The sequence below is a fragment of the Rhizobium sp. BK602 genome, from assembly GCF_014195095.1.
Lineage (GTDB): Bacteria > Pseudomonadota > Alphaproteobacteria > Rhizobiales > Rhizobiaceae > Rhizobium.
Map to the genome: position 1 here is coordinate 16,768 of NZ_JACIBC010000002.1, position 19,894 is coordinate 36,661.

The following is a 19,894-nucleotide window of genomic DNA, read 5'->3' on the forward strand; positions in this document are numbered from 1 at the left end:
AAGGGCAGGGCGGATGAGCCTCGCTTGCGCGGGGCTATAGGCATGTCCGGCCTATTGAAACCGCCCGTGCCTCTGGAGCACTTCGATCCTGTAACCATCGGGATCGGTGACGAAGAAGAAGAGCCCGAAGAGCTTTCCATCGCGATTGAGTTCGGTGATCTTGCCGGGGGTCAGCCCCAGCGAGGAAAACCGGGCATGCTCCTCGTTGAGTTCGTCGACCGAAACGGCGAGATGGCCATAGGCCTCGCCGAGCGGATAGGGCTCCGTGCGGCCCTGATTGACGGTCAGTTCCAGTTCGAAGCCGGTCTCGCCATTGCTGAGATAGATCAGCGTGAACGTCGGAAAGGCGATGCGGTCGGCGACCTCCAGCCCGAAGGCCTTGCGATAGAAATCGACCGAGCGCGCCTCGTCGAGAACGCGGATCATCGAGTGGATCATCTTGGCCATCGGTATCTCCATAGCTCGTTCCAACATCGCAATGACGCCAATGCCATCCGCTGCCGGTCAAGGCAAGCGGCGGCGATGTCATATGCCGCATTTAAACTTACATTCGGGGCTTCTGAATTTCGAGATGCCTGCGTAGACTGCCGGACGGTCTTGGGGGAGGAAATTCATGTACTACGCCATCCTGGCCTATCACGAAGAAGGCGTCGTCGAATCCTGGAGCAAGGAGGAGGATGCGGCGCTGATGACCGAGTTGCTGGAAATCAACGACCGTCTCGTCGCCGAGAAGTCGCTCGGGCCGGCGGCGCGCCTCGGCGCGACCCGCGGCGCCGTCACCTTGCGGGGCAAGGGGGCGGGACTGGTCATCGACGGCCCCTTCGCGGAAACCAAGGAACAGTTGCTCGGATTCTACGTGGTTGATTTTCCGACGCTCGATGCCGCGGTCGCGGCGGCGCGCGACCTGCGCCGCGTCAATCCGACCGCCGTCTATGAGATCAGGCCGATCTCGCTCTATCTGCCCGGAGCGCCGTTGAATTCGGGGGAAGGCGGTTAGAAAGGCCAACTACGCTTCAGAGGCGCACTAATCTCAAGCTGTGAACAAGCTGATAGTTATTGTTGCCCTGAGCAACCTCTGTAAGCTCATTGCCTCCCCACGTTTTTGTTGTCAAATGGAGATGGTCTCTATTATCGGCGAGATAGCTCAGCTTCTTTAACAGTAGCGATAACCCTTCAGAATCGAAGCATATTGAAATCTCGCCGTGTGAGCCTTTTTCGTGCTCGACTGTTAGTATCACTGGCCTCGCCCCCTCATTTCAAATTTCCTAATCTCCGATGGACAAAAATAGCTATCCCATCAATTGACATCGACGCGCAGCTTTTCGCTAGAGCCGTTTTGTTATCAATGCGCCTGCACGCCGATCTTCCGTGTCACGGCATGCTCGATCATCTCCATGCCATCATAGATCAGCACCGCCATCAGGCCGACGATCAGGCCGCCCTGCAGGATGAAGGCGGTGTTGTCGTTGACCAGCCCGGCGATGATGACTTCGCCGAGTGACTTGGCGGCGACGGTGGAGCCGATCGTCGCCGTGCCGATATTGATGACGGTGGCGATCTTCAGCCCCTCGATGATCAGCGGCAGGGCAAGCGGCAGCTCGACGCGCAACAGCCGCTGCCAGCCGTTCATGCCCATGCCGTCGGCGGCATCGAGGACCGAGGCCGGCACCTGCTGCAGCCCGGCCACGGTGTTTTCGAAGATCGGCAGCAATGCGTAGAGGAACAGCGCGATCAGGGTGGGCACCGCGCCGAAGCCGGTGGTCGAGATGGCGAGTGCCAGCACGGCAACCGGCGGAAAGGTCTGCCCGGCATTGGCGATCGCCCGCGACAGCGGCAGGAAATCGGCGCCGATCGGCCGCGTGACGAAGATGCCGCCGAGAACGGCCAGAATGCCGCTTGCGGCGATCGAGATCAGGATCAGTTCGAGATGGCTGAGCGCCAGGCTCGGCAAGCTGTTTTGCGTATAGATCGGCGACGCCCCGAATTTGGTCAGCGGCGCGAGGACGGGCGTCAGCCATTCCGGACGGAACAGCAGCACCAGCAGCAGCGCCAGCGCCAGAAGGCGGAAGAGGTTGGCGGCGAGAAATTTCATGCTTTGCGGCCCAGCTCGATCAGATGCCGCATCGAGATCGAGCCGACAGGCACCTTGCGCTCGTCCTCGACCGCCGCCTCGTCGGCGCCCTGCCAGATCATCTCCGCCAGCGCGTCGCGCAGGTTGAGCGTCTGCGACAGGCTATAGCCGAGGCCCGGCCGTGGCGGCTGCATGCTTTCCTTCAGCGGCAGCAGCGACATCAGTTTCAAGGCGCGGTCGGACGTACCGGTCAGCTGCTGGACGAAGGGATCGGCCGGCTCGGTCAGGATCTTCTCCGGCTCCGAACATTGCAGCAGCTTGCCGCCGCTCATGACGGCGATCTGGTCTCCGAGATGGAAGGCCTCATCCATGTCATGGGTGACGAGGATGACGGTCGTGCCGAACTGCTTCTGGATGGCGAGAAGATCGTCCTGCGCCTTGCCGCGGATGACCGGGTCCAGCGCGCCGAAGGGCTCGTCCATCAAGAGCAGTTCCGGCTCCGCCGCAAGCGCGCGGGCGACGCCGACGCGCTGCTGCTGGCCGCCGGAAAGCTGGCTCGGATATTTGCCGGCAAAGGTGCCGGGATCGAGGTGAAAGAGAGCGAGGAGCTCTTCGACGCGGCGGTCGATCCGCGCCTTCTCCCAGCCGAGCAGCTCGGGAACGGTGGCGATGTTCTGCGCGACGGTTCGATGCGGAAACAGCCCGTGTCCCTGGATGGCATAGCCGATACGGCGGCGAAGCTCGGTCGCCGGCACGTTCATGATGTCCTCGCCGCCGACCGAGATGTGTCCATCGGAGATCGGCACCAGCCGGTTGATCATCCGCATCAGCGTCGATTTGCCGGAGCCCGACGTGCCCACGATGACGGTGATCGTGCCCTTTTCCATGCTCATGCTGACATTGTCGACCACGGTGGCGCTGCCGTAGCGCTTGGTGACACCCTTGAGCTCGATCATGCTGGTCATGCGCTTTGTCCCCGGATGCTGTCGATGACCGCATCGAGGATGACGGCCGATGAGAAGGCGAGAAAGACGGTCGGCACGGCGCCGAGCAGCACCAGGTCGTTGGCGGTCTGGCCGATGCCCTGGAAGATGAAGGTGCCGAAGCCGCCGCCACCGATCAGCGCCGCGACGGTGACGAGACCGATCGCCTGCACCAGCACGATGCGGATGCCGGTGAGGATGACCGGAAAGGCGAGCGGCAGGTCGATGCCGGTCAGGATCTGCCGGCGCGTCAGGCCCATGCCGGCGGCGGAATCGCGCACGGAAGGATCGACGCCGGCAAGGCCGACGACGGTATTGGCGACGATCGGCAGCAGCGAATAGATCACCAGCGCCACCAGGGCCGGCGCCACGCCGATGCCCTTTACGCCGATCGCGGCGGCCAGTGGCACGTTGGCGGCGATATAGCCGAGCGGCAGCATCAGGATGCCGAATAGCGCCAGGCTCGGAATGGTCTGCACCAGGCTCAGCGCCCGCAGCACCACGGCGCGTATGCGCGGTTGCCAGTAGCAGAAGATACCGAGCGGCAGCGCAAGCAGGATGGCGATGGCGACCGAGCCGAGCGACAGGACCACATGGCCGAGTGCCTCGCTCCAGAACTTGTCGGCATTGTTGGCGTATTCCTTCATGATCGACAGGTTGTCGAGCAGGCCGGACCGCAGCACGCCGCCGAGGATCGCGGCATAGAGCGCGAGCGAGGCGACCCGAAGCCAGGGCGTCAGCTGCAGCTTCACCAGCGCATCCGAGATCACCAGGCCGAGGGCGGCGAGCAGCGCCCAGAAAGCGCCGCCCGGCGTGATGCGGGCGACGGTACTGCCGGCGGGCGTCGCCGCCGTCGAGACGAGACCGAGCGTGACGATCAGGAAGGCGATGGTCAGCGTGGCGATGCCGAGGCGGGCAAGCGGGCTGCGCAGGAAAATCGCGGCAAGGGCGGTGGCGGCGAGAAGAACCAGCAGCGTGAGCGCGGCCGGCTGGGCGAGGAGCTGCGTCAGCAGCTGCGGCTTGCCGGCGGCGATGCGGTTCGCCTTGACGATGATGAACGGCATCAGCGCCGCCGCCGCCACGCCTCCCGTCACCAGCACCACCCCGAGGCGGTCCACCCTGCGAACCGCGCGCGCATCTTCCATCAGGCAAGCTCCGTCAGCGTATGGTCCGGAAGAGCGCGTAGCCACGCATCCGCCGGATCATGCCCCATCAAATTCCTGCGGTCCCACTTTATCAAAGCGGGACCGCAAGGGTAGCCGGTCGAGATTACTTCAGGAAGCCATTGTCCTTGAGGTAGGATTCGGCGACGGCCTTGGCCGGTTCGCCATCCACCTGGATGCGGCCGTTGAGCTTGCGCAGCACGTCGGCGGTAAGGCCCTTGAAGACCGGAGCCAGAACCTCTTCGATCTTCGGATTGGCCTTCAGCACGGCTTCGCGGACGATCGGCGTTGGCGCGTAGACCGGCTGCACGCTCTTGTCATCCTCGAGAACGGTCAGTTCCGCCGCTTCGATGGCGCCATCGGTGCCGTAGACCATGGCGGTGTTGACGCCGTTGGTCTGGTCGGCCGCCGCCTTGATCGTCGCCGCGGTGTCGCCGCCGGACAGCACGACTTCCTGGTCGGGCTTCAGCTGGAAGCTGTAGGTCGTCTGGAAGGCCGGCAGCGCCGCCGGCGAATTGACGAATTCGGAGGAGGCCGCGATCTTCACCGGCCCGCCGCCGGCAACCCATTTGCCGAAATCGGACATGGTCTTCAGCTTGGCCGGGCCGGCGACATCGTTGCGCACGGCAATCGCCCAGGTGTTGTTGGCGGGCGACGGCGTCAGCCAGACGATCTTGTTGGCGTCGTAGTCGAGCTTCTTGGCGAGGTCATAGCCCTGCTGCAGGTTCTTCCAGGCCGCGTCGTCGGCCTTGTTGAAGAAGAAGCCGGCATTGCCGGTATATTCGGCATAGATGTCGATTTCGCCCGAGGTGATCGCCTTGCGCACGACCGGCGTGGTGCCGAGCGCGATGCGATCCTGCGCCTTGATGCCGTTGGCGTTGAGCGTGGCAAGGATGATATTGCCGAGCAGGGTGCCCTCGGTGTCGATCTTGGACGAAACCACGACATCGGCGGCGCTGGCGCCGCTGGCAACGAAAGCCGCGAGCGTGGCGGTGAGTGCAAGCTTCTTGAACATGACGTTTCCCTCTGTACCCCGTTGAACCTTTGTTTGCGTATCCGCTCGGATTTCAGGGCCGGTCCGGACACGCAATCTGTAACCGCGGGTCGAAATACCCGCGGGCGAAGTCCTGTCTGCATCGGGAAGTAGCGCTCATCCTCGAAAAATCGATGATGCGCCGATCCGCCACCCGCAGTCGCCGCGCGATTATGACGAGGGTGCCCGGCATAATCGCGGAAATAGTTTTCTTTTTTCGGGGGCAAGCGTGTTTGTTTTTGTTCCCCTTACCCGTTTGCCGCTGTTCCGATCTCCTTTTGATTGTGGGATCAGCTGGACGGCTCCCGCACGATAGCCGCTACCTCTCTGTTTTGGGATATCTTTTTTCAAGAACACATCATATCGTCGCGCGTCTCGGCCGGAAGCATTGGGCGCCGGCCTGAAAGGAGCCTTGGCTTGTATCTCGGGGCATTGTTCGTCGCCGACATGGTGTTTTCCGTCGGTTCCGTCCGGGAGACCGCCCGCCGGCTCTCCTTTTCCGCCTCGACCGTATCGGGCGCGCTTCGGCGGCTGGAGACGGAGCTGGCGATGAAGCTCGTCGAGCGTGCCTCCGGGGAGCTTGCCACCTTGCTCGCCAGCGCCAAGGTGAAGAAGGGCCTGCAGCCGATTCTCGCCGGCATGCGCGCGCTTTCCGCCCTGACCAGGGAGCCGCCGGCGCCGGAAGCCTATGCGCAATGGGCGGCCCGCCTGCCGTTGAAGATCGCCACCATCGAGCGCTTCCTCGAGGTCGCCGATCAGGGGAGCATCAATCGCGCCGCGCGCCGGCTGCGGCTCGGTCAGCCGCAGCTTTCGCTGCAGATCGCCAATCTCGAGGAACTGTTCGGCTGCCGCCTGTTCGAGCGGCAGGCGCAGGGCTCGATGTTGACCGAGGCCGGGCGCGAGATCCATGCCATCCTTGCCGGGATCGCCCATGCCTGGGACGAGATGAAGGCGACTTCGGACGAGCGGTTCCAGCGGGTGGCGCGCGCCGTGCGCATCGGTTCGATCATTCCGACCGGCTCGGAAAGCTGGGTGGCCCGCTCGCTCGCCAGCCTCGTGGCCCGTTGGAATGTCAGCGGCAACCGCAACATGCTGTCCTTGATGCTGATGACTGCCGACGATCTGCGCGAGGCGCTGCGATCCGGCCGCATCGATGTCGCGATCGTCGATTCCGTCTTCGGCCTCGACGCCTTCGAGCATATGGAGCTGCTGGCGACCGACATGGTGGCGATCGCGCCGCCCGACAGCACGGAGGCGACGGTGGCGGCGCTGGTGGACAATCATCCGCTCTGCGTGCCGAGCCCGCGCACCGGTATCGGCAATGCGGCGACGGCCTTCGGCTATGACAGCGGCGACCGGCGCCGCTTTCGCGGCCGCGACATCACCTCGGCCGATTCGCTGCCCGTCATCGTCGATCTCGTCGCCAATCACGGCTATGTCTCTTTCCTCGGCCGCGTCAGCGCCATGCCGATCGCCGACAAGGTCCGCATCGTCGATCCGGAAAAACCGCTGCCGCTGTCCTATTATCTCGCCCATAACGGCCGGAAGGCCTCGGTCGATGCCTGCCGGCTGATCCAGCAGGCCGCGCATGAACTGGCGGCGGGGTAATAGCGGCTCGGCACTGCATTTTCCCGCAAGGATTACTGGGAACCGCCGGCCGGCAATCCGGAACCATGGCCTTACCTTCGGCGTTATTCCTCTGCCCGCGCGAATGCGGGAAATGATGCGATCCTCGGGGCCGGCGCGGCGTCGCCGGCCCGGGCGGATCGCTTTGGAGGAGAAGAGAAATGAGGATCGTTGCAACAGCTCTGCTGGCGCTGGGTATCCTCGCTTTGCCGGTGACCAGTGCCGACGCGCATCGCCGCCACCATGGTCACTGGCATCATCGCTACGGCCCCAGCGTGATGATCGCGCCCGGTTTCTTCGGCGTCTATGTCGGCCCGAGCTACGGTCATCGCTACTATTACCGCGACCGCTACTGGCGCGGCGATGACTGGGAATATCGTCGTTGGCATCGCCCCTATTGGCGCGATCGCTATTACGACCCGTGGGATTGATCGCGCGGGACGGATCGCCGGCGCGGCGAGTGGAAGCATGATGTGAAAAACGGCGCTGGAGGGCGCCGTTGAGATGCGATTGTTCGTCGAGATCGCCGGTCAGACCGGGTTCAGCACATGCACGGCGCGGTCGGCCATCAGATCCTTCACCTTCTCGCCATAGGCGGCCATATGCGCCGCAGCCGCATGCGCCTTCAGCGCCGCCAGGCTTTCCCATTTTTCAACGACGACGAAGGTATCCGGCCCAAACGCCGGATCGGCCCCCTCGACATCCACCACGGCGGTATATTCGATGCAGCCGTCTTCGGCATGCACGGCCGGAACATTCGCCTGAAAGGCTTCGAGCACTTCGGCCCGCTTGCCGGGCTTGGCGGTGAGGATGGCGAGAACGTGGATCATGGTGTTTTCCTTGAAAGACGTGGGTGAGGCTGTCGTGGACGTGCCAGGCGGGGGCCGATTCAGGGGCCGGGTTTGAGGAATAGCATAGATCGGCAAAGGCTGAATGCTTGACTTCATTTTTGTGGAGACGCAATTTCTAGTCAGGCGTGAACTTTGACACGTCTAGCCATTATCGCGCGAGAGGGGCTTGCGCCGGCTAATCATGTGAGAGGGAAAAATGGGGCTTTCCGTACAAGAGCAGATGCTGATCGAACAACGCGTGACCAATGAGGCGAAATCCGTTGGCGCGGCCTATCTGCTTTGGTTTTTTCTCGGCTATTTTGGCGCCCACCGCTTTTATCTCGGCAGGGTCGGCAGTGGCGCCGCGCAGTTAATCTTGCTGGTGTTGGGCTGCCTGACGGCGTTTGTTTTTGTTGGCGTCGTTCTTCTGGCCGCGCTCAGCATCTGGTGGGTTATCGACGCGTTCCTCATCCCGGGAGTGATTGCCGAACAAAAGGGTATAGTTCGCCAGCGTCTGACCGATGATGCTCTCTATATGAACCGGCAGGCGGAGGAGCCGAAGCGCACCGTCATTCCAGGGCATGTGTGAAAGACACGCGATTTAATCAGCCAGATGCTCGCCGTCGTCCTTCGCCGGGACGATGGCTTTTATATCGAACCTCGTGCGTTTTAGCTTCGCCATGGCGGCGCAATGCAATGGCATCTTCGGGCGTATATATTTGAGAAAACTGGTGCCGCTTACGTGACTCGAACACGTGACCCCATCATTACGAATCTTAGACTCTGAGTTGAGTACGTTGACGAGTGTAACTCTCATTCACTGACGCTCATGCGTCTAACCATGCCGTGTTTCAGCCCCGTATGGTGTCTGTTTTTCATTTCGCTGGCTCAGACCTATCATCAGGCAATAAATGGCGGCTTGGGCCTATGGTTCATGCCCTTGAGACTATGAAAATAGACAGAAAATCAATCTGTTAGCTAATGGCGGCTTTGGAAACTTCCTCCGATATGGTTCACATATGGCGCCATGCACCATGAACTCTCCAAATTCCCAGTTTTCTTTCCTCAATTTCTACTTAAATTATTGATTTCATATAACAAATCTCATGATGAGGATTCACTTCTATCCCCAAATATGCTATCAGGGAGAGTCCACTTGGAGTCCTGTAGGTGGATGCCGCTAAGGCTATTCATTGGGGTATTCCATGGCTACACTTCGCCTCACTTCTAAGTCGCTTATCCAACCCGTCAAAGTCGCTATCGCTGACCAAAGATCATTACATATTTGGGACACAGAACTGTCCGGCTTTGGCTGCTATATCTCTCCGAAAGGCAAGATCAGTTGGCTTGTTCAACGATGGACAGGTGGCAGGGAGAGCGGCAAGGCTACTCGGCAGGTCATCGGTAAGGGTGATCTGATTGATCTACAAGAAGCCCGTCAGATTGCGAGGCGTGTCCTCTTGGATATCGACAGCGGGATTGATGTCGTAGAGAGGAAGCGTGAAGCGCGTAAGCCCAAGGTTCAGCAAGCTACGATTACCGTCTCTGAGGCTATCGAAAAATTCTCCGATCTTTCCGCACCATGGAATTCAGGCAGGACGGAAACATACCTGTTAGAACGACAGCGGAGATTATCGGTAGGGCTGGCTGAACATTTGTCTAGTCCCCTGTCTGGAATTCAAAAGGCTGATATCAGGGTAGCGCTCGATAAGAAGGAAACTCAGAGCACAAGACAAGCTTTGTATGCCGCTTTGTCGCCGTTCCTATCATGGTGCCTCGAAAACGATCTGATCGAAATAAATCCTTTGGCCTCGATATCGGCAATACCGCCTGTCGCATCTCGTGAGCGTGTCCTTACGAAACCGGAGATCAAAGCCCTATGGTCGGCTTCATATCATATGCCTGATCGTTGGGGTTCATTCTATCGGCTTCTCCTGTTGACCCTACAACGTCGCGAAGAGGTGTCCGGGATGCACTCGTCTGAGATTGATTTCGATAAGGTAGAATGGACAATCCCGAAGGAGCGGACCAAAAACGGCAAGGTTCATATCGTCCACCTATCATCAATGGCGTCGGCTGAGCTGGCTCAAGCTCAAGGGTATATATTCCCTGCTTCCAAGGTCAGATTGAGGGGCGAAAAGACAGAGGCTCATATCTCTGGGTATTCGAAAATGAAGTCCAAGCTAGACGGATATATGAAGGCGGAGCTTGCCAAAGAAGAGCACGAATTCAAACCGTGGCGTGTTCATGATCTTCGAAGGACTGCGGCGTCTGGACTGGCTGAAATGGGTGTCCTACCCGAGGTGATCGAACGGATACTCAACCATACATCGGGTGCAGCGGGTGGATTGAAAGCGGTCTACCAGCGATACGAATATATGAAGGAACGGAAAGAGGCGCTTGAGGCTTGGGGCGGATGTGTCGCTGAGTTGGTCGGGGCGAAGATGAAAGCAGTTGCGCAAGCCTCTTGATTTCTGCCTGAATATGATGCTCAATCGTGCCTATGAGGCTGCTCTCAGAGAAACGGCCGTCATTGTACTACTTTGGCAAGTAGCAGATTGTTGCCCCCGCGTGAGCGCATAAGTGCGGATCGAAAGGCTAAGTGAAGCGGATAAGGCAAGCTGCTACGAGATAGGTGCCTAGGGCAATCGCCCAGAAGAGACCTATTGATGTGGCTACTGTCCCGGAGAGGGTGTCTTGCTTTAAGCGACCCTTATTCAGTTTACGGGACTACTGAATCTCCCTTCTTTTTTGACGTGTTAAGTTTGCCCTCAAGGGGACATGCTTTCCTTGACTCATGGAGGCTTGCTGGCGAGCTTAGGTTATCTCACGCTACATTCTACCCGCAAGAAGAGGAGCGCTCTCTGTGGCCTTCTGTGTGGCAAAGGGAGTTATGTGCTTAGATATGCAATGAAGTGGAAGTAAATTCTTAGAATATCAGGTTCAATTAGGGCGGATGACCTATCATCTATAAATATAATTCGAAATAATTTGTTTAAATTTAATTTTTTGCTTGACTTTTTCGAAAAAATAATGAATGTATAAGTATAGGATTAAGTGATTCTATGTATATATTTTAAATAATCCACTCGAATTTCAATTTTATATCTTGACAAATCGAGAAAATTATTGCAAGGATAACTGTAAGGATAGAGTGATTTTGCTCGTCCTTAAATTGACTAACGTCTTAGTTGGTCTAATTCTTGATGCTGGCTGATTACGCCAGAGGACACAGGCTCCTAGAAGCACACGGTCCAATAACCTCAACCACATCTAAAATCGAACGAATCTTCATGCCGTTCCCGGTTCAGCACGGAACGAAGTTCCTTTGAGGGCTTCGCCCGAAATGAGCTCTGAGCGGACGAACCATGATTCCAGAAAGGAACACGCATACAAACATGAAAACGAGAACGAGTTACGTCGTTTATGGGGGGACGCCAAATCCTCCTAGCAAAGAACCAATAACCATTGACGGCTCATTTCCCAACGCAGGGAAGATTTCGGATTATTTTCCAGAGAAAGCCGAAAACAAGAATATGATCCGTGAAGTCGAAGATTGGATGAAAGTCATCGTCAAAGAAAAGAAGTCTGGCGATCTAATCGACTGCGTCATCTTCAAATCGGAAAGCAACAGTGGGACTAAGTTCTTCCTGATTGGCTTTTCAAAGTCCCGACCTGAGGGTGCGCGTGGGCCAATAGGTAAATTCGATACGCCCGAGCAATGCAATGGGAAGTTTAGAAGCTTCCAAGATGCACAGCAAGCACTCAGGTTCTGGATAGATAACCCCGCATCTGGTGTCGAATACGTCGATGATGAGCGGAAGTACAGAACGTGGACTCGGTAATCCGGGCGACACCTCATGTCTTCGCGACTGAGGAAACTAACTTAAAAAGTATTTTAAAGCAAAAGGATAAATAACAATGGCATTCAACTTTTACAAAGACCCTTCTTTCAAAAAGCCGTTTAGCGAAATGAACAAGGCGGAACGCGATCTCGCTATCTATGAGCTTAACACGTATATCAATGAAGTCTTCGATTCCCATCTCTCCGACGACATGATTGCCTATCTCGGCCAAAATCTCGCCCGTGCCAAGCGAGGGCAAAAGCCCAATGAACATTTGGGTTTGTCTGACACTCCGGTTCAGTCAGGCGGGGCTCATGAGGGGGAGTACGTCAAGAATATCTTCAGCTTGAAGACTAAGGACCCCTTCGACTTTTAAGGAAACGCTGATGAAAGCTAGGCCCATTACGATTGGCCCTGATGGAAGTGTCCGTGTTCCTCTTGCTCGAAACGGAGAGGCCGAAGCGATGATTGATTTCGAGGATTATCAAACCCTCATTTCACTCGGGGTTTCTCCGAATTGGCAACAGACTGGCCGGTCAGTATCGGCAAGGACACCTAAGGGTAACATGCTTGTCGGACGCATTCTGATGGATGCTAAGGCAGGGCAGAGAATGCAATACAAAGATGGCAATCCGCTGAACCTCAGACGAGATAATCTCTCGATACGGGAAGGTGGCTTTTCTGTCGTGAACAACCTTGAGCAACTGACTGCGGCTTGAGGCGAAGTACGGCTACGACAAGCGTAGCTTGGAAGTACCTTCTATTTGACTCATAGAGGCTCATGGAGAGCGTTCCGTGTATTTTGGTTATAGATGTAGCTGAAATGGATGAATGACTCTGTACGGGCTTCCGTGAGTCAATGAGGGCAGTAATCCGTAGTATATAGGATGTATATAGGAGAATATGGATACGAACGAAGCAACTAGATTTCTGAAATACCTGACGCATAAAAATATACACGATAAATATGTTTCGGACCAAGATCATTTGTTTCAACTATACCCTGAGAAGGGGCGAGATGGATTGGTCCCAAGGAAGGCACAGCTAGGACGATTGGCGTCGTCCCTCAAAGATTTCGAAAAGGCTCAAGAAGACGGTTATGCAATTGGTGTCACTGTCAATTTCGTTACTGGCAACAATCGGGTAAATGAAAACGTCCTGTATTACCGTGCTGTCTGGCATGACGATGACGGCAAGGGCTTCAATGGGGACGGCATGCCGGAGCCAACACTTGTAGTGGAGACCAGTCCTAATCGATTCCATCGTTATTGGTTTATCGACCGAAGCAAGGGCGAGATGACGACAGACGAATGGACGGGTATCATGGAAGTCATGGCCTGTGTGTATGGTTCCGACAAGGGACACCCTTGCCAAGCTCTCCGGTTGCCCGGGTCCTATCATCAGAAGGGCGAACGTCATCGTGTCGAGATCGTTGGCGGGACTGAAAATCTGTATTCTGTATCTGAACTGCGGGAAGCCTTCGGGACGATGGCGGATTACGGCCTAGATGAGGTTGATGATCTTCGGGCAACACCGATTCCTGTCGATTGGGAGCAAGACCGCGAGCGGATAGCAAAGGCCCTGAAGTCCCTGTCTTCCGATCGCCGGGATAAATGGTTTGCCTATGGCGGAGCGATCTATGACGCCTGTGGTGGTGCCATCGAAGGATTTCGGATTTGGGATGATTGGTCCCGAACTTCCGAGAAATATGATCCGGCTACCCAGGTTGAATATTGGAACAAGGAATTTCCAAAGCGAGGGAATGCCTCCAACAAAACTGGTCTCGGGACGATTTTCCGGGATGCCATCGAAGCAGGTGCTAACCCGGATAATGTCTTTCTACTCCCCCATGAGGAGCAGCAACCCGAGTACGATTACATCGATTTCTCGACCGCAAAGCTTGATGATGACGAGTTTCCGAAAGCCGTCATAAACGAGGTACGAAAGACATTTGACGGGTTCGGCCATAAGCCTTCTGAGGCGCACTATGGCGGATTGGAGGATATTGCCAAGACGTTCCACAGGATGGCTGGCGGGGCTCTCGCTCCCAATTTTTTCCTAAGCGCACTGCCTTGCGGGATGGGAAAGACGACGGTCGTAACCGAATGTACCAAACAGCTTTTGGATTGGCCGACGTATAAGAACGCTGGCGTCATTTATTTTCTGTCGAGGATTGTGGAAATCAACACTCTTGTCGAGCGTATGGGACTATCGAAAAATGATTTCGCGGTTCTGGTATCGGAAGGTCGGCAAGGCGATGTCAAAAACCACGGCAACCCCGAGCCAACGAAAGCCAGAGTCCTCTTTACGACGCACGAGCAACTGAAGAGGCGGCTTGAAGGCGGACAACAGTTCGAAGAAATCGACAAGCTCTTTTACAAGAGCCGTCCTCGAACGGTTCGGGTTTGGGATGAAACGATTGTCCCAAGTAGGGCGCTGACATTGGAGAAATACGGCGTTAGCAGCCTCCTGCGTACTCTGGCAAAGAATGGCTATGGCGAGCTTGCACACGAGCTTGATTGCTGGACTGGCGCAATCGGGGGCTTAGAGACAGGCGAAACCGTCAACGTACCTGTCGTGAATGAAGTCCTGACATCGCTTCAGGATTTCCGCGAGATGTTCAACGATACCGACGACAAAGATAATGCCGAAGCACTGTGGAAGCTGTCGGGACGTAGAGCACGAATTAGGCGGGATAACCTATACGGCGCAACGACCCTTGATTACGACGACACTCTACCCAAAGACCTAACCCCAATGTTGATCCTTGATGCAAGCGGGGAGCTTCGGAAGACATACGCCTTTTGGGAGAAATACCGGAAGGACTTGGGCGGCTCGCTAAAATTTCTGCGTTCACCCCCGAAAACGTATCATGGACTGACGATCCATCATTGGAACAAAGGGGCTGGTAAGGCTGCGAGCAACGATTGGAAGAGGGCCGGGGAGATCGCTGAGGGCGTCGTCAAGGCAATCAATACCTGCGTTCCGGTAGGCGAGGAAGTCTTAGTTATCCATCATAAACAGGGGAGGGTCAAAGGCAAACCCGGTCCTGATATGGAAAGGCTTGTCCGCGAGGGCGGGTTAAATCCGAATGCCAAGGTTCAATTTCTGACGTACGGGAATCACACGGCGACAAACGAATTTGCTCACGTCAAACACGTCGTCCTTGCTGGTATCCTCCAATACAATGAAGCTCAGTACGAGGCGTATGGACGCGGTGCGAAAAAATCGAAAACAGAAGACGAGTTTTCGGATAGCGATTTGCACAACGTTCGTGTCGGAGAGATCGCCCATAATATCTTTCAGGCAGCTTGTCGCGGTCAAGTCAGGGTAGCTCAAGGCGGGGATTGTCCAGAAGGGTGCCACCTTTGGATCATCTTCCCGAACGACAGAAAGAAAGGCTTCTCTCAGAACCATCTAGCGAGAGTCTTCCCTAGGGCTGAAATCATCGATTGGGAACCATTCGGAAAGCAGCTTACCGGGAAAGCAAAGCAAGCTTTCGAATTCATTCAGAGCGTCTTTGCTGGCCCGACTATTGAGCTAAAGGCATCCGCCGTCATGGAGCACTTGGGAATGCAGAAGTCTGACTTCTATAAACTCATGGTTAGGCCAGATGTGAAAGCGGCTCTTGAGACCGAAGGCATCGAATTGGTCAAACCGAGAGGCCTGCCCGCCTACCTCACACTGGAAGTTCCATCCAAAGCCTTACCTTGGGAGACAGGGACCATCGAAGGCGCGGGGGCTTTAAGCTTTTAGTTCGAGGAAAAAACATGGTGTGGGGAAACGCTTATATAGATTACCCCTTATAAGTGAATCCCTACACCTACCTTGGGGATGACGGGCGGGGATACCAGAAGAATTTCCGTTTCGAGAGCCTGAGGCAGTCCCTCTTCTTTCTTCTCGTACTCATGAACCGAAGGTTCCTTAGGCCCCGCCCGGGTCCATAGATAAATACATATCTTTGATGCCGACAGGAATTGAGACACGAATTCCTTGGTTGATAAAATGCTGAAGTACATCTTCGAAGTATGCCTTAGATGGTCGGCTCCCCGCTATAACGGCAAGTTCACGACCCGCAGATGTAAGAATGGCTGACCCCGTAGAAAGGCTATTTCCTTGGTCTCTCTGAAATTCAAGGACTACAGTACGTCCATAATACCATACGTGAATATATTTAGGGAGATTAGGTCGGATATAGCCTGATGCTGTTGCATGTTGAATCAATCCCATGCTTTCGAGTTCCGCCAGATCGCTAAAACTCATTGAATATCCATCCTCATCTCTGGATGCCTTGACTTCTTTTGTAAAGATTGGGGTAAGATTACCGACCACCCATAAATTTCGGCAGAACCTTGTAAAAAGCTCCGCCTCTGTCCTACTCATTTGAGCAACGATATCCATAGTTCTCCGAGAAAACGAACCGGTCTTGTTGGCTTCCCCTGCTAGTATCTTTGCCCAGACAGATTGCATCTCTTCGTTCGAGACCAATCGGGCCTTCTCAAAAAGATACCTGACAAAATCTTCGTCTAGCTCTTCCGGCTTCGCTTCCGCCGAGAGGTGAGGAATAGCCTGTGCTGTCACAGATTCGATGTTCTCTTGATTCTTTTCCTCTTCGAGAACCATCCGCTTGACGGCACGCTCTCGGGTTTCCGTAATCTCAAGGTCAGTGAGTGCTAGAATCTTCTTTGCGTCAGCTTCAGCTTGCGCCACCCTTCTAATTTGCCAAGGCTTTGCAATCCCGCCTACTGCATCCGACACACGATTGATCAGAGCCTCTCCAGTCTTGCCTGTTGGAATCGGTACAAGCATTTTAAACCTCTAAGCCCTGCCAAATTTTCCAAAGACAATGAAAAGAGTAGCACCAGCCAATGCGCCTAATAGCGCATAGTAGCTACCGTCCTGTGTTGGGCTCCAAAGCCATTCTCTGAAGCTCAATAAACCTTTGAATTTCTCTGCTGCGATAAACCCTGCTAGGATTGCCAAGGTTGACCCTGCGATAGTTGCTGCTAGAAGCTTTGTCAGATATCCGCCTTGCACCTGCATCCCCGACTGATTCTTGAGTTGTACAGAGATTCAGCCAGATTCAACTTAAAGAGTCGAGGACATTTCGAATGACTATCCTGTGAATAGCCTTTGCCGAAAACAGGGTAATTTCTGTGAGAAAATTTCAGGGTGCCATACACTATACACCCTTGGGGACCGAACCCCCTGCTACCCCCTGAAGGGCTTTTCGACAGGGTGAGGATATTCTCTGTATCAATGTGAGCGAAAGCGAATACCCATCGAGCACGCGGGCCGTCGTTCATGTCGGTCTAGCTTAGAGATTCTTCTAATCGTGCCCGCTCATGCCAACGTCATTAGATTTATGCCGCTTTAGCTCAGCTGGTAGAGCCAGCGAGCTGGTCGAGCGCGGGTTAGTGTTCGGTATCTAATTGAATATGCACAGGGAATGACAAAAGGAAATGGTGCCGCTTACGTGACTCGAACACGTGACCCCATCATTACGAATGATGTGCTCTACCAACTGAGCTAAAGCGGCATTCAAGGGGCGTTCGGTGCGGCCCCGCGATTTGCATGGCGCTGATACAGTCAATGCGGAGAGATTTCAAGCGCTCAAATCGTCAAATGGCAAAAAAGCGGTCGGCTTGTGAAAAACCGGCCGCCTTCAGAGGGTGTCTCAGAGCGCGAGCCGGGCGCGGGCCTGGTGGTATTCTCTCTCCAGCCGGTCGACCAGTGCGGCGGCGGGCTCGATGGCCTTGACGGCGGCGATGCCCTGGCCGGAGCCCCAGATGTCCTTCCAGGCCTTGGCGCCGGTCGTCGCCGTTTCGAAATCCATTTTCGAGGGGTCGGCTTCCGGCAGCTTGTCCGGGTCCATGCCGGCGGCGAGGATCGAGGGTTTCAGATAATTGCCGTGTATGCCGGTGAAGAAGTTGGAATAGACGATGTCGGCCGCCGCGCCGTCGACGATCGCCTGCTTGTAGGCGTCGACCGCGCGGGCTTCTTCAGTGGCGATGAAGGGCGAGCCGATATAGGCCATGTCGGCGCCCATCGCCTGGGCCGCCAGGATCGCGCCGCCATTGGCGATGGCACCGGCCAGCAGCAGCGGCCCGTCGAACCATTCGCGGATTTCCTGCACCAGCGCGAAGGGCGAGAGCTGGCCGGCATGGCCGCCGGCGCCGGCCGCCACCGCGATCAGCCCGTCGGCGCCCTTGCGGATCGCCGAATTGGCATGGCGGTTGTTGATGATGTCATGCAGGACGATGCCGCCATAGGAATGCACCGCCGCATTGACCTCCGGCACGGCGCCGAGCGAGGAGATGACGATCGGCACCTTGTATTTGACGCAGAGCATCAGGTCGTGCTCCAGCCGCTTGTTCGAGGTGTGGACGATCTGGTTGACCGCGAAGGGTGCCGACGGGCGCTCCGGATGGGCGGCGTCATAGGCGGCGAGATCCTCGGTGATCATCGCCAGCCATTCGTCGAGCTGGCTTTCCGGCCTTGCATTCAGCGCCGGGAACGAGCCGACAACGCCGGCCTTGCATTGTGCCAGCGTCAGCGCCGGATGCGAGATGATGAAGAGGGGCGAGGCCACGACCGGCAGCCGCAGGCGTTCGGTCAGGATTGCAGGAAGAGCCATGAACATCATCCGTATTTGACGTTTACGAAAACGTCAAAGGGATAGCAGATGTGTTGCGGGAGGGGAAGATGGTGATGAGGCAGTGGGCAGTAGGCAATAGGCAATGGGCAATAGGAAGGGGGATGGAGAGGCTTGACCGGCCACGCACCCGGAGTTTCCTCTACTGCCTACTGCCTACTGCCTACTGCCTACTGCCTACTGCCTACTGCCTACTGCCTACTGCCTACTGCCTACTGCCTACTGCCTCCCCATTTGTGTCGTCTTTCCCCTTTATCCCCGCCCGACTGTCCGCCGATGATTGGCAGAGACTTGCACATTGCCGGTCGGCACGTTACCGAATCCGGTTAGCGAATGGTAAAGAAGCTGGTTGTTTTGCCGCCAGAGCAATTTCCAGGAAAACTGCGCAGCGGTTTTCCGTCCAAATTGCGCAAAAACAATCGCTCTAGAGTATGCGGGCGTATTGCGAGTAAGAGTAAAGGACCTGATGTGAGCGGATTAGAAACGGCTATCAGAAATGCCCTGGAGCGATCCGATCGCGCCAATCCGGAAATTCGGGCCCGTATCTATCAGTCGGCTCGCCAGGCACTGGAAGCCGGACTTCGCAAGCAGGACATTACCGATATCGACGTCGTTGCCGCCCAGCGCCAGCGCCTTGAGGCGACGATCCGGCAGATCGAGGGCGAGGAGCGCTCCCATCCCGCTGTAATGCCGGAGCCGCAAGCGGTGCCTATTCCCTCGGTGACGCCGCAGGCCCGGCAGCCGGCGCAGCACGAGGATCGTGAGCCGGAGATGAGCGTGCGCGGCGAGACGCGCGACCGGCCGATCGCTGCGTCCGGGCCCGACGCCATCGAGCCCGATGCGCCGGCCGGCGATTTCGGCGACATGCGCGCCGGCCCCTCCGATCATCTCGGCGTCGACAGCGACGTGCCCCATGCCCAGGCGCCGGCGGCGGCCCGGTCGATGAATTTCAAGCCGGAACGCGCCGCCGTTCGCCGCAAGCCGCGCAAGATCTTCTCGCGGCTGCTGGTCTTCTGCATCCTGCTCGCCTGCCTCGGCGTCGGTGCCTGGTGGGTGAAGACCTCGGGCGTGTTCATGACGGCGGCGCAGCGCGACACCAGCGTTCCCAATCCGCCGGCCCATGTCGATTCCCAGGATTTCAGCGGCAGCAACAGCGACGACGATACCGCCGATGACGACGACAATAGCGGCCCCGTCAATCCGGGCCTGGCGACGATCGATCCGCAGAACAGCTTCTCCGACGAATGGATCGAGATCTTCAAGCCGACCGATGCGGCGAAGGTCGTCAACGGCATCCAGTCGAAATCCGAGAACGTCTCGGAAAACGAAGGCCCGGCGGTGCGGCTGACCTCGGCGAGCGTCGGTCCGGACGGCAATGCCTCCATCGAAGTGCCCGCCAACGTGTTGCAGCAACTGGCCGGCAAGTCGTCGACCGTCGCGCTGACGCTGCAATCCACCTCGGACACGCCGACGCAGATCACCGTCGAATGTGATTTCGGCTCGCTCGGCAATTGCGGACGGCATCGTTTCAACGTCACGCGCCAGAAGACCGACGCCCTGTTCCAGGTGCGCTACGATCGTTCGCTCGCGCCGACGGCGGCGGGCCATCTGGTCATCAACAGCGATCTCGACGGCAAGGCACGCGGCGTCAACATCTACGCCATCCGCATCCTGCCGGGCCAATGAGG

General features: G+C 56.8%; 19 protein-coding genes and 1 tRNA gene. 10 read left to right on the forward strand and 10 right to left on the reverse strand.

Annotation, left to right across the window (positions count from 1 at the left end):
- Positions 1 to 51: 51 nt before the first annotated feature.
- A complete protein-coding gene (locus tag FHX11_RS05485) occupies positions 52 to 447 on the reverse strand; it encodes a VOC family protein (RefSeq protein ID WP_184355880.1) in 396 nt (131 codons plus the stop codon).
- Positions 448 to 613: 166 nt separating this feature from the next.
- Here FHX11_RS05485 and FHX11_RS05490 point away from each other — a divergent pair, with 166 nt between their 5' ends.
- Entirely contained in the window at positions 614 to 997 is a 384-nt protein-coding gene (locus FHX11_RS05490) for a YciI family protein (RefSeq protein ID WP_184355882.1), read from the forward strand.
- Between the two features lie 16 nt (positions 998 to 1,013).
- Here the strand turns inward: FHX11_RS05490 and FHX11_RS29890 are convergent, their stop codons facing one another.
- The 5 genes from FHX11_RS29890 to FHX11_RS05515 all read right to left on the reverse strand — a co-directional run bounded on the left by FHX11_RS29890 (position 1,014) and on the right by FHX11_RS05515 (position 5,232).
- On the reverse strand, positions 1,014 to 1,238 hold the full coding sequence (locus FHX11_RS29890; protein WP_184355884.1) for an Imm32 family immunity protein: 225 nt from the start codon (positions 1,236 to 1,238) through the stop codon (positions 1,014 to 1,016).
- Between the two features lie 104 nt (positions 1,239 to 1,342).
- Positions 1,343 to 2,092 carry an ABC transporter permease gene (locus FHX11_RS05500; RefSeq protein WP_184355885.1) on the reverse strand — a complete coding sequence of 250 codons (750 nt, stop codon included), beginning with the start codon at positions 2,090 to 2,092 and terminating at the stop codon, positions 1,343 to 1,345.
- Complete coding sequence (locus FHX11_RS05505) at positions 2,089 to 3,036, reverse strand: ABC transporter ATP-binding protein (RefSeq protein WP_184355887.1); 948 nt, start codon at positions 3,034 to 3,036, stop codon at positions 2,089 to 2,091. The genes FHX11_RS05500 and FHX11_RS05505 overlap by 4 nt, the downstream gene beginning before the upstream one ends.
- Positions 3,033 to 4,199 carry an ABC transporter permease gene (locus FHX11_RS05510; RefSeq protein WP_184355889.1) on the reverse strand — a complete coding sequence of 389 codons (1,167 nt, stop codon included), beginning with the start codon at positions 4,197 to 4,199 and terminating at the stop codon, positions 3,033 to 3,035. Before FHX11_RS05510 ends, FHX11_RS05505 begins: the two co-directional genes overlap by 4 nt.
- A gap of 124 nt (positions 4,200 to 4,323) precedes the next feature.
- Positions 4,324 to 5,232, reverse strand: coding sequence for an ABC transporter substrate-binding protein (locus FHX11_RS05515; RefSeq protein WP_184355891.1), 909 nt, complete (start codon positions 5,230 to 5,232; stop codon positions 4,324 to 4,326).
- Between the two features lie 435 nt (positions 5,233 to 5,667).
- Between FHX11_RS05515 and FHX11_RS05520 the strand changes: the two genes are divergently transcribed.
- Positions 5,668 to 6,858: a LysR family transcriptional regulator gene (locus FHX11_RS05520; RefSeq protein ID WP_184355893.1), complete on the forward strand. Its 1,191-nt coding sequence runs from the start codon at positions 5,668 to 5,670 to the stop codon at positions 6,856 to 6,858.
- A gap of 179 nt (positions 6,859 to 7,037) precedes the next feature.
- Positions 7,038 to 7,307 (forward strand): hypothetical protein, encoded by a 270-nt coding sequence (locus FHX11_RS05525; RefSeq protein ID WP_184355895.1) that lies wholly within the window; start codon positions 7,038 to 7,040, stop codon positions 7,305 to 7,307.
- A 99-nt stretch (positions 7,308 to 7,406) separates the two neighbouring features.
- Here the strand turns inward: FHX11_RS05525 and FHX11_RS05530 are convergent, their stop codons facing one another.
- Positions 7,407 to 7,706 (reverse strand): antibiotic biosynthesis monooxygenase family protein, encoded by a 300-nt coding sequence (locus tag FHX11_RS05530; RefSeq protein WP_184355897.1) that lies wholly within the window; start codon positions 7,704 to 7,706, stop codon positions 7,407 to 7,409.
- A gap of 217 nt (positions 7,707 to 7,923) precedes the next feature.
- On the opposite strand from FHX11_RS05530, the gene FHX11_RS05535 reads away from it, so the two are divergent.
- From FHX11_RS05535 to FHX11_RS05560, 6 genes are all read left to right on the forward strand, one after another.
- Positions 7,924 to 8,295, forward strand: a complete 372-nt coding sequence (locus FHX11_RS05535; RefSeq protein WP_184355899.1) for a TM2 domain-containing protein — start codon at positions 7,924 to 7,926, stop codon at positions 8,293 to 8,295.
- A gap of 616 nt (positions 8,296 to 8,911) precedes the next feature.
- Positions 8,912 to 10,177 (forward strand): site-specific integrase, encoded by a 1,266-nt coding sequence (locus tag FHX11_RS05540; protein WP_184355901.1) that lies wholly within the window; start codon positions 8,912 to 8,914, stop codon positions 10,175 to 10,177.
- Positions 10,178 to 11,104: 927 nt separating this feature from the next.
- Positions 11,105 to 11,551: a hypothetical protein gene (locus FHX11_RS05545; protein ID WP_184355903.1), complete on the forward strand. Its 447-nt coding sequence runs from the start codon at positions 11,105 to 11,107 to the stop codon at positions 11,549 to 11,551.
- A gap of 76 nt (positions 11,552 to 11,627) precedes the next feature.
- On the forward strand, positions 11,628 to 11,927 hold the full coding sequence (locus FHX11_RS05550; RefSeq protein ID WP_184355904.1) for a hypothetical protein: 300 nt from the start codon (positions 11,628 to 11,630) through the stop codon (positions 11,925 to 11,927).
- 10 nt (positions 11,928 to 11,937) lie between these two features.
- On the forward strand, positions 11,938 to 12,270 hold the full coding sequence (locus FHX11_RS05555) for a hypothetical protein (protein ID WP_184355907.1): 333 nt from the start codon (positions 11,938 to 11,940) through the stop codon (positions 12,268 to 12,270).
- 184 nt (positions 12,271 to 12,454) lie between these two features.
- Complete coding sequence (locus FHX11_RS05560; RefSeq protein WP_184355908.1) at positions 12,455 to 15,307, forward strand: PriCT-2 domain-containing protein; 2,853 nt, start codon at positions 12,455 to 12,457, stop codon at positions 15,305 to 15,307.
- A gap of 168 nt (positions 15,308 to 15,475) precedes the next feature.
- On the opposite strand, the gene FHX11_RS05565 is transcribed toward FHX11_RS05560, so the two are convergent.
- From FHX11_RS05565 to FHX11_RS05575, 3 genes are all read right to left on the reverse strand, one after another.
- Positions 15,476 to 16,360, reverse strand: coding sequence for a DUF2806 domain-containing protein (locus tag FHX11_RS05565; RefSeq protein WP_184355910.1), 885 nt, complete (start codon positions 16,358 to 16,360; stop codon positions 15,476 to 15,478).
- A 654-nt stretch (positions 16,361 to 17,014) separates the two neighbouring features.
- Positions 17,015 to 17,090: transfer RNA gene (locus tag FHX11_RS05570), tRNA-Thr, on the reverse strand.
- A 138-nt stretch (positions 17,091 to 17,228) separates the two neighbouring features.
- Complete coding sequence (locus FHX11_RS05575) at positions 17,229 to 18,188, reverse strand: nitronate monooxygenase family protein (RefSeq protein ID WP_184355912.1); 960 nt, start codon at positions 18,186 to 18,188, stop codon at positions 17,229 to 17,231.
- A 486-nt stretch (positions 18,189 to 18,674) separates the two neighbouring features.
- On the opposite strand from FHX11_RS05575, the gene FHX11_RS05580 reads away from it, so the two are divergent.
- Positions 18,675 to 19,892 carry a hypothetical protein gene (locus tag FHX11_RS05580; protein WP_184355914.1) on the forward strand — a complete coding sequence of 406 codons (1,218 nt, stop codon included), beginning with the start codon at positions 18,675 to 18,677 and terminating at the stop codon, positions 19,890 to 19,892.
- Positions 19,893 to 19,894: the final 2 nt, after the last annotated feature.

Excerpts from the sequence above, each read along its gene's own strand:
- FHX11_RS05485 (WP_184355880.1), bottom strand. The coding sequence starts at position 447 with ATGGCCAAGATGATCCACTCGATGATCCGCGTTCTCGACGAGGCGCGC.
- FHX11_RS05490 (WP_184355882.1), top strand. The coding sequence starts at position 614 with ATGTACTACGCCATCCTGGCCTATCACGAAGAAGGCGTCGTCGAATCC.
- FHX11_RS05500 (WP_184355885.1), bottom strand. The coding sequence starts at position 2,092 with ATGAAATTTCTCGCCGCCAACCTCTTCCGCCTTCTGGCGCTGGCGCTG.
- FHX11_RS05505 (WP_184355887.1), bottom strand. The coding sequence starts at position 3,036 with ATGACCAGCATGATCGAGCTCAAGGGTGTCACCAAGCGCTACGGCAGC.
- FHX11_RS05510 (WP_184355889.1), bottom strand. The coding sequence starts at position 4,199 with ATGGAAGATGCGCGCGCGGTTCGCAGGGTGGACCGCCTCGGGGTGGTG.
- FHX11_RS05515 (WP_184355891.1), bottom strand. The coding sequence starts at position 5,232 with ATGTTCAAGAAGCTTGCACTCACCGCCACGCTCGCGGCTTTCGTTGCC.
- FHX11_RS05525 (WP_184355895.1), top strand. The coding sequence starts at position 7,038 with ATGAGGATCGTTGCAACAGCTCTGCTGGCGCTGGGTATCCTCGCTTTG.
- FHX11_RS05530 (WP_184355897.1), bottom strand. The coding sequence starts at position 7,706 with ATGATCCACGTTCTCGCCATCCTCACCGCCAAGCCCGGCAAGCGGGCC.
- FHX11_RS05535 (WP_184355899.1), top strand. The coding sequence starts at position 7,924 with ATGGGGCTTTCCGTACAAGAGCAGATGCTGATCGAACAACGCGTGACC.
- FHX11_RS05540 (WP_184355901.1), top strand. The coding sequence starts at position 8,912 with ATGGCTACACTTCGCCTCACTTCTAAGTCGCTTATCCAACCCGTCAAA.
- FHX11_RS05545 (WP_184355903.1), top strand. The coding sequence starts at position 11,105 with ATGAAAACGAGAACGAGTTACGTCGTTTATGGGGGGACGCCAAATCCT.
- FHX11_RS05550 (WP_184355904.1), top strand. The coding sequence starts at position 11,628 with ATGGCATTCAACTTTTACAAAGACCCTTCTTTCAAAAAGCCGTTTAGC.
- FHX11_RS05555 (WP_184355907.1), top strand. The coding sequence starts at position 11,938 with ATGAAAGCTAGGCCCATTACGATTGGCCCTGATGGAAGTGTCCGTGTT.
- FHX11_RS05560 (WP_184355908.1), top strand. The coding sequence starts at position 12,455 with ATGGATACGAACGAAGCAACTAGATTTCTGAAATACCTGACGCATAAA.
- FHX11_RS05565 (WP_184355910.1), bottom strand. The coding sequence starts at position 16,360 with ATGCTTGTACCGATTCCAACAGGCAAGACTGGAGAGGCTCTGATCAAT.
- FHX11_RS05575 (WP_184355912.1), bottom strand. The coding sequence starts at position 18,188 with ATGGCTCTTCCTGCAATCCTGACCGAACGCCTGCGGCTGCCGGTCGTG.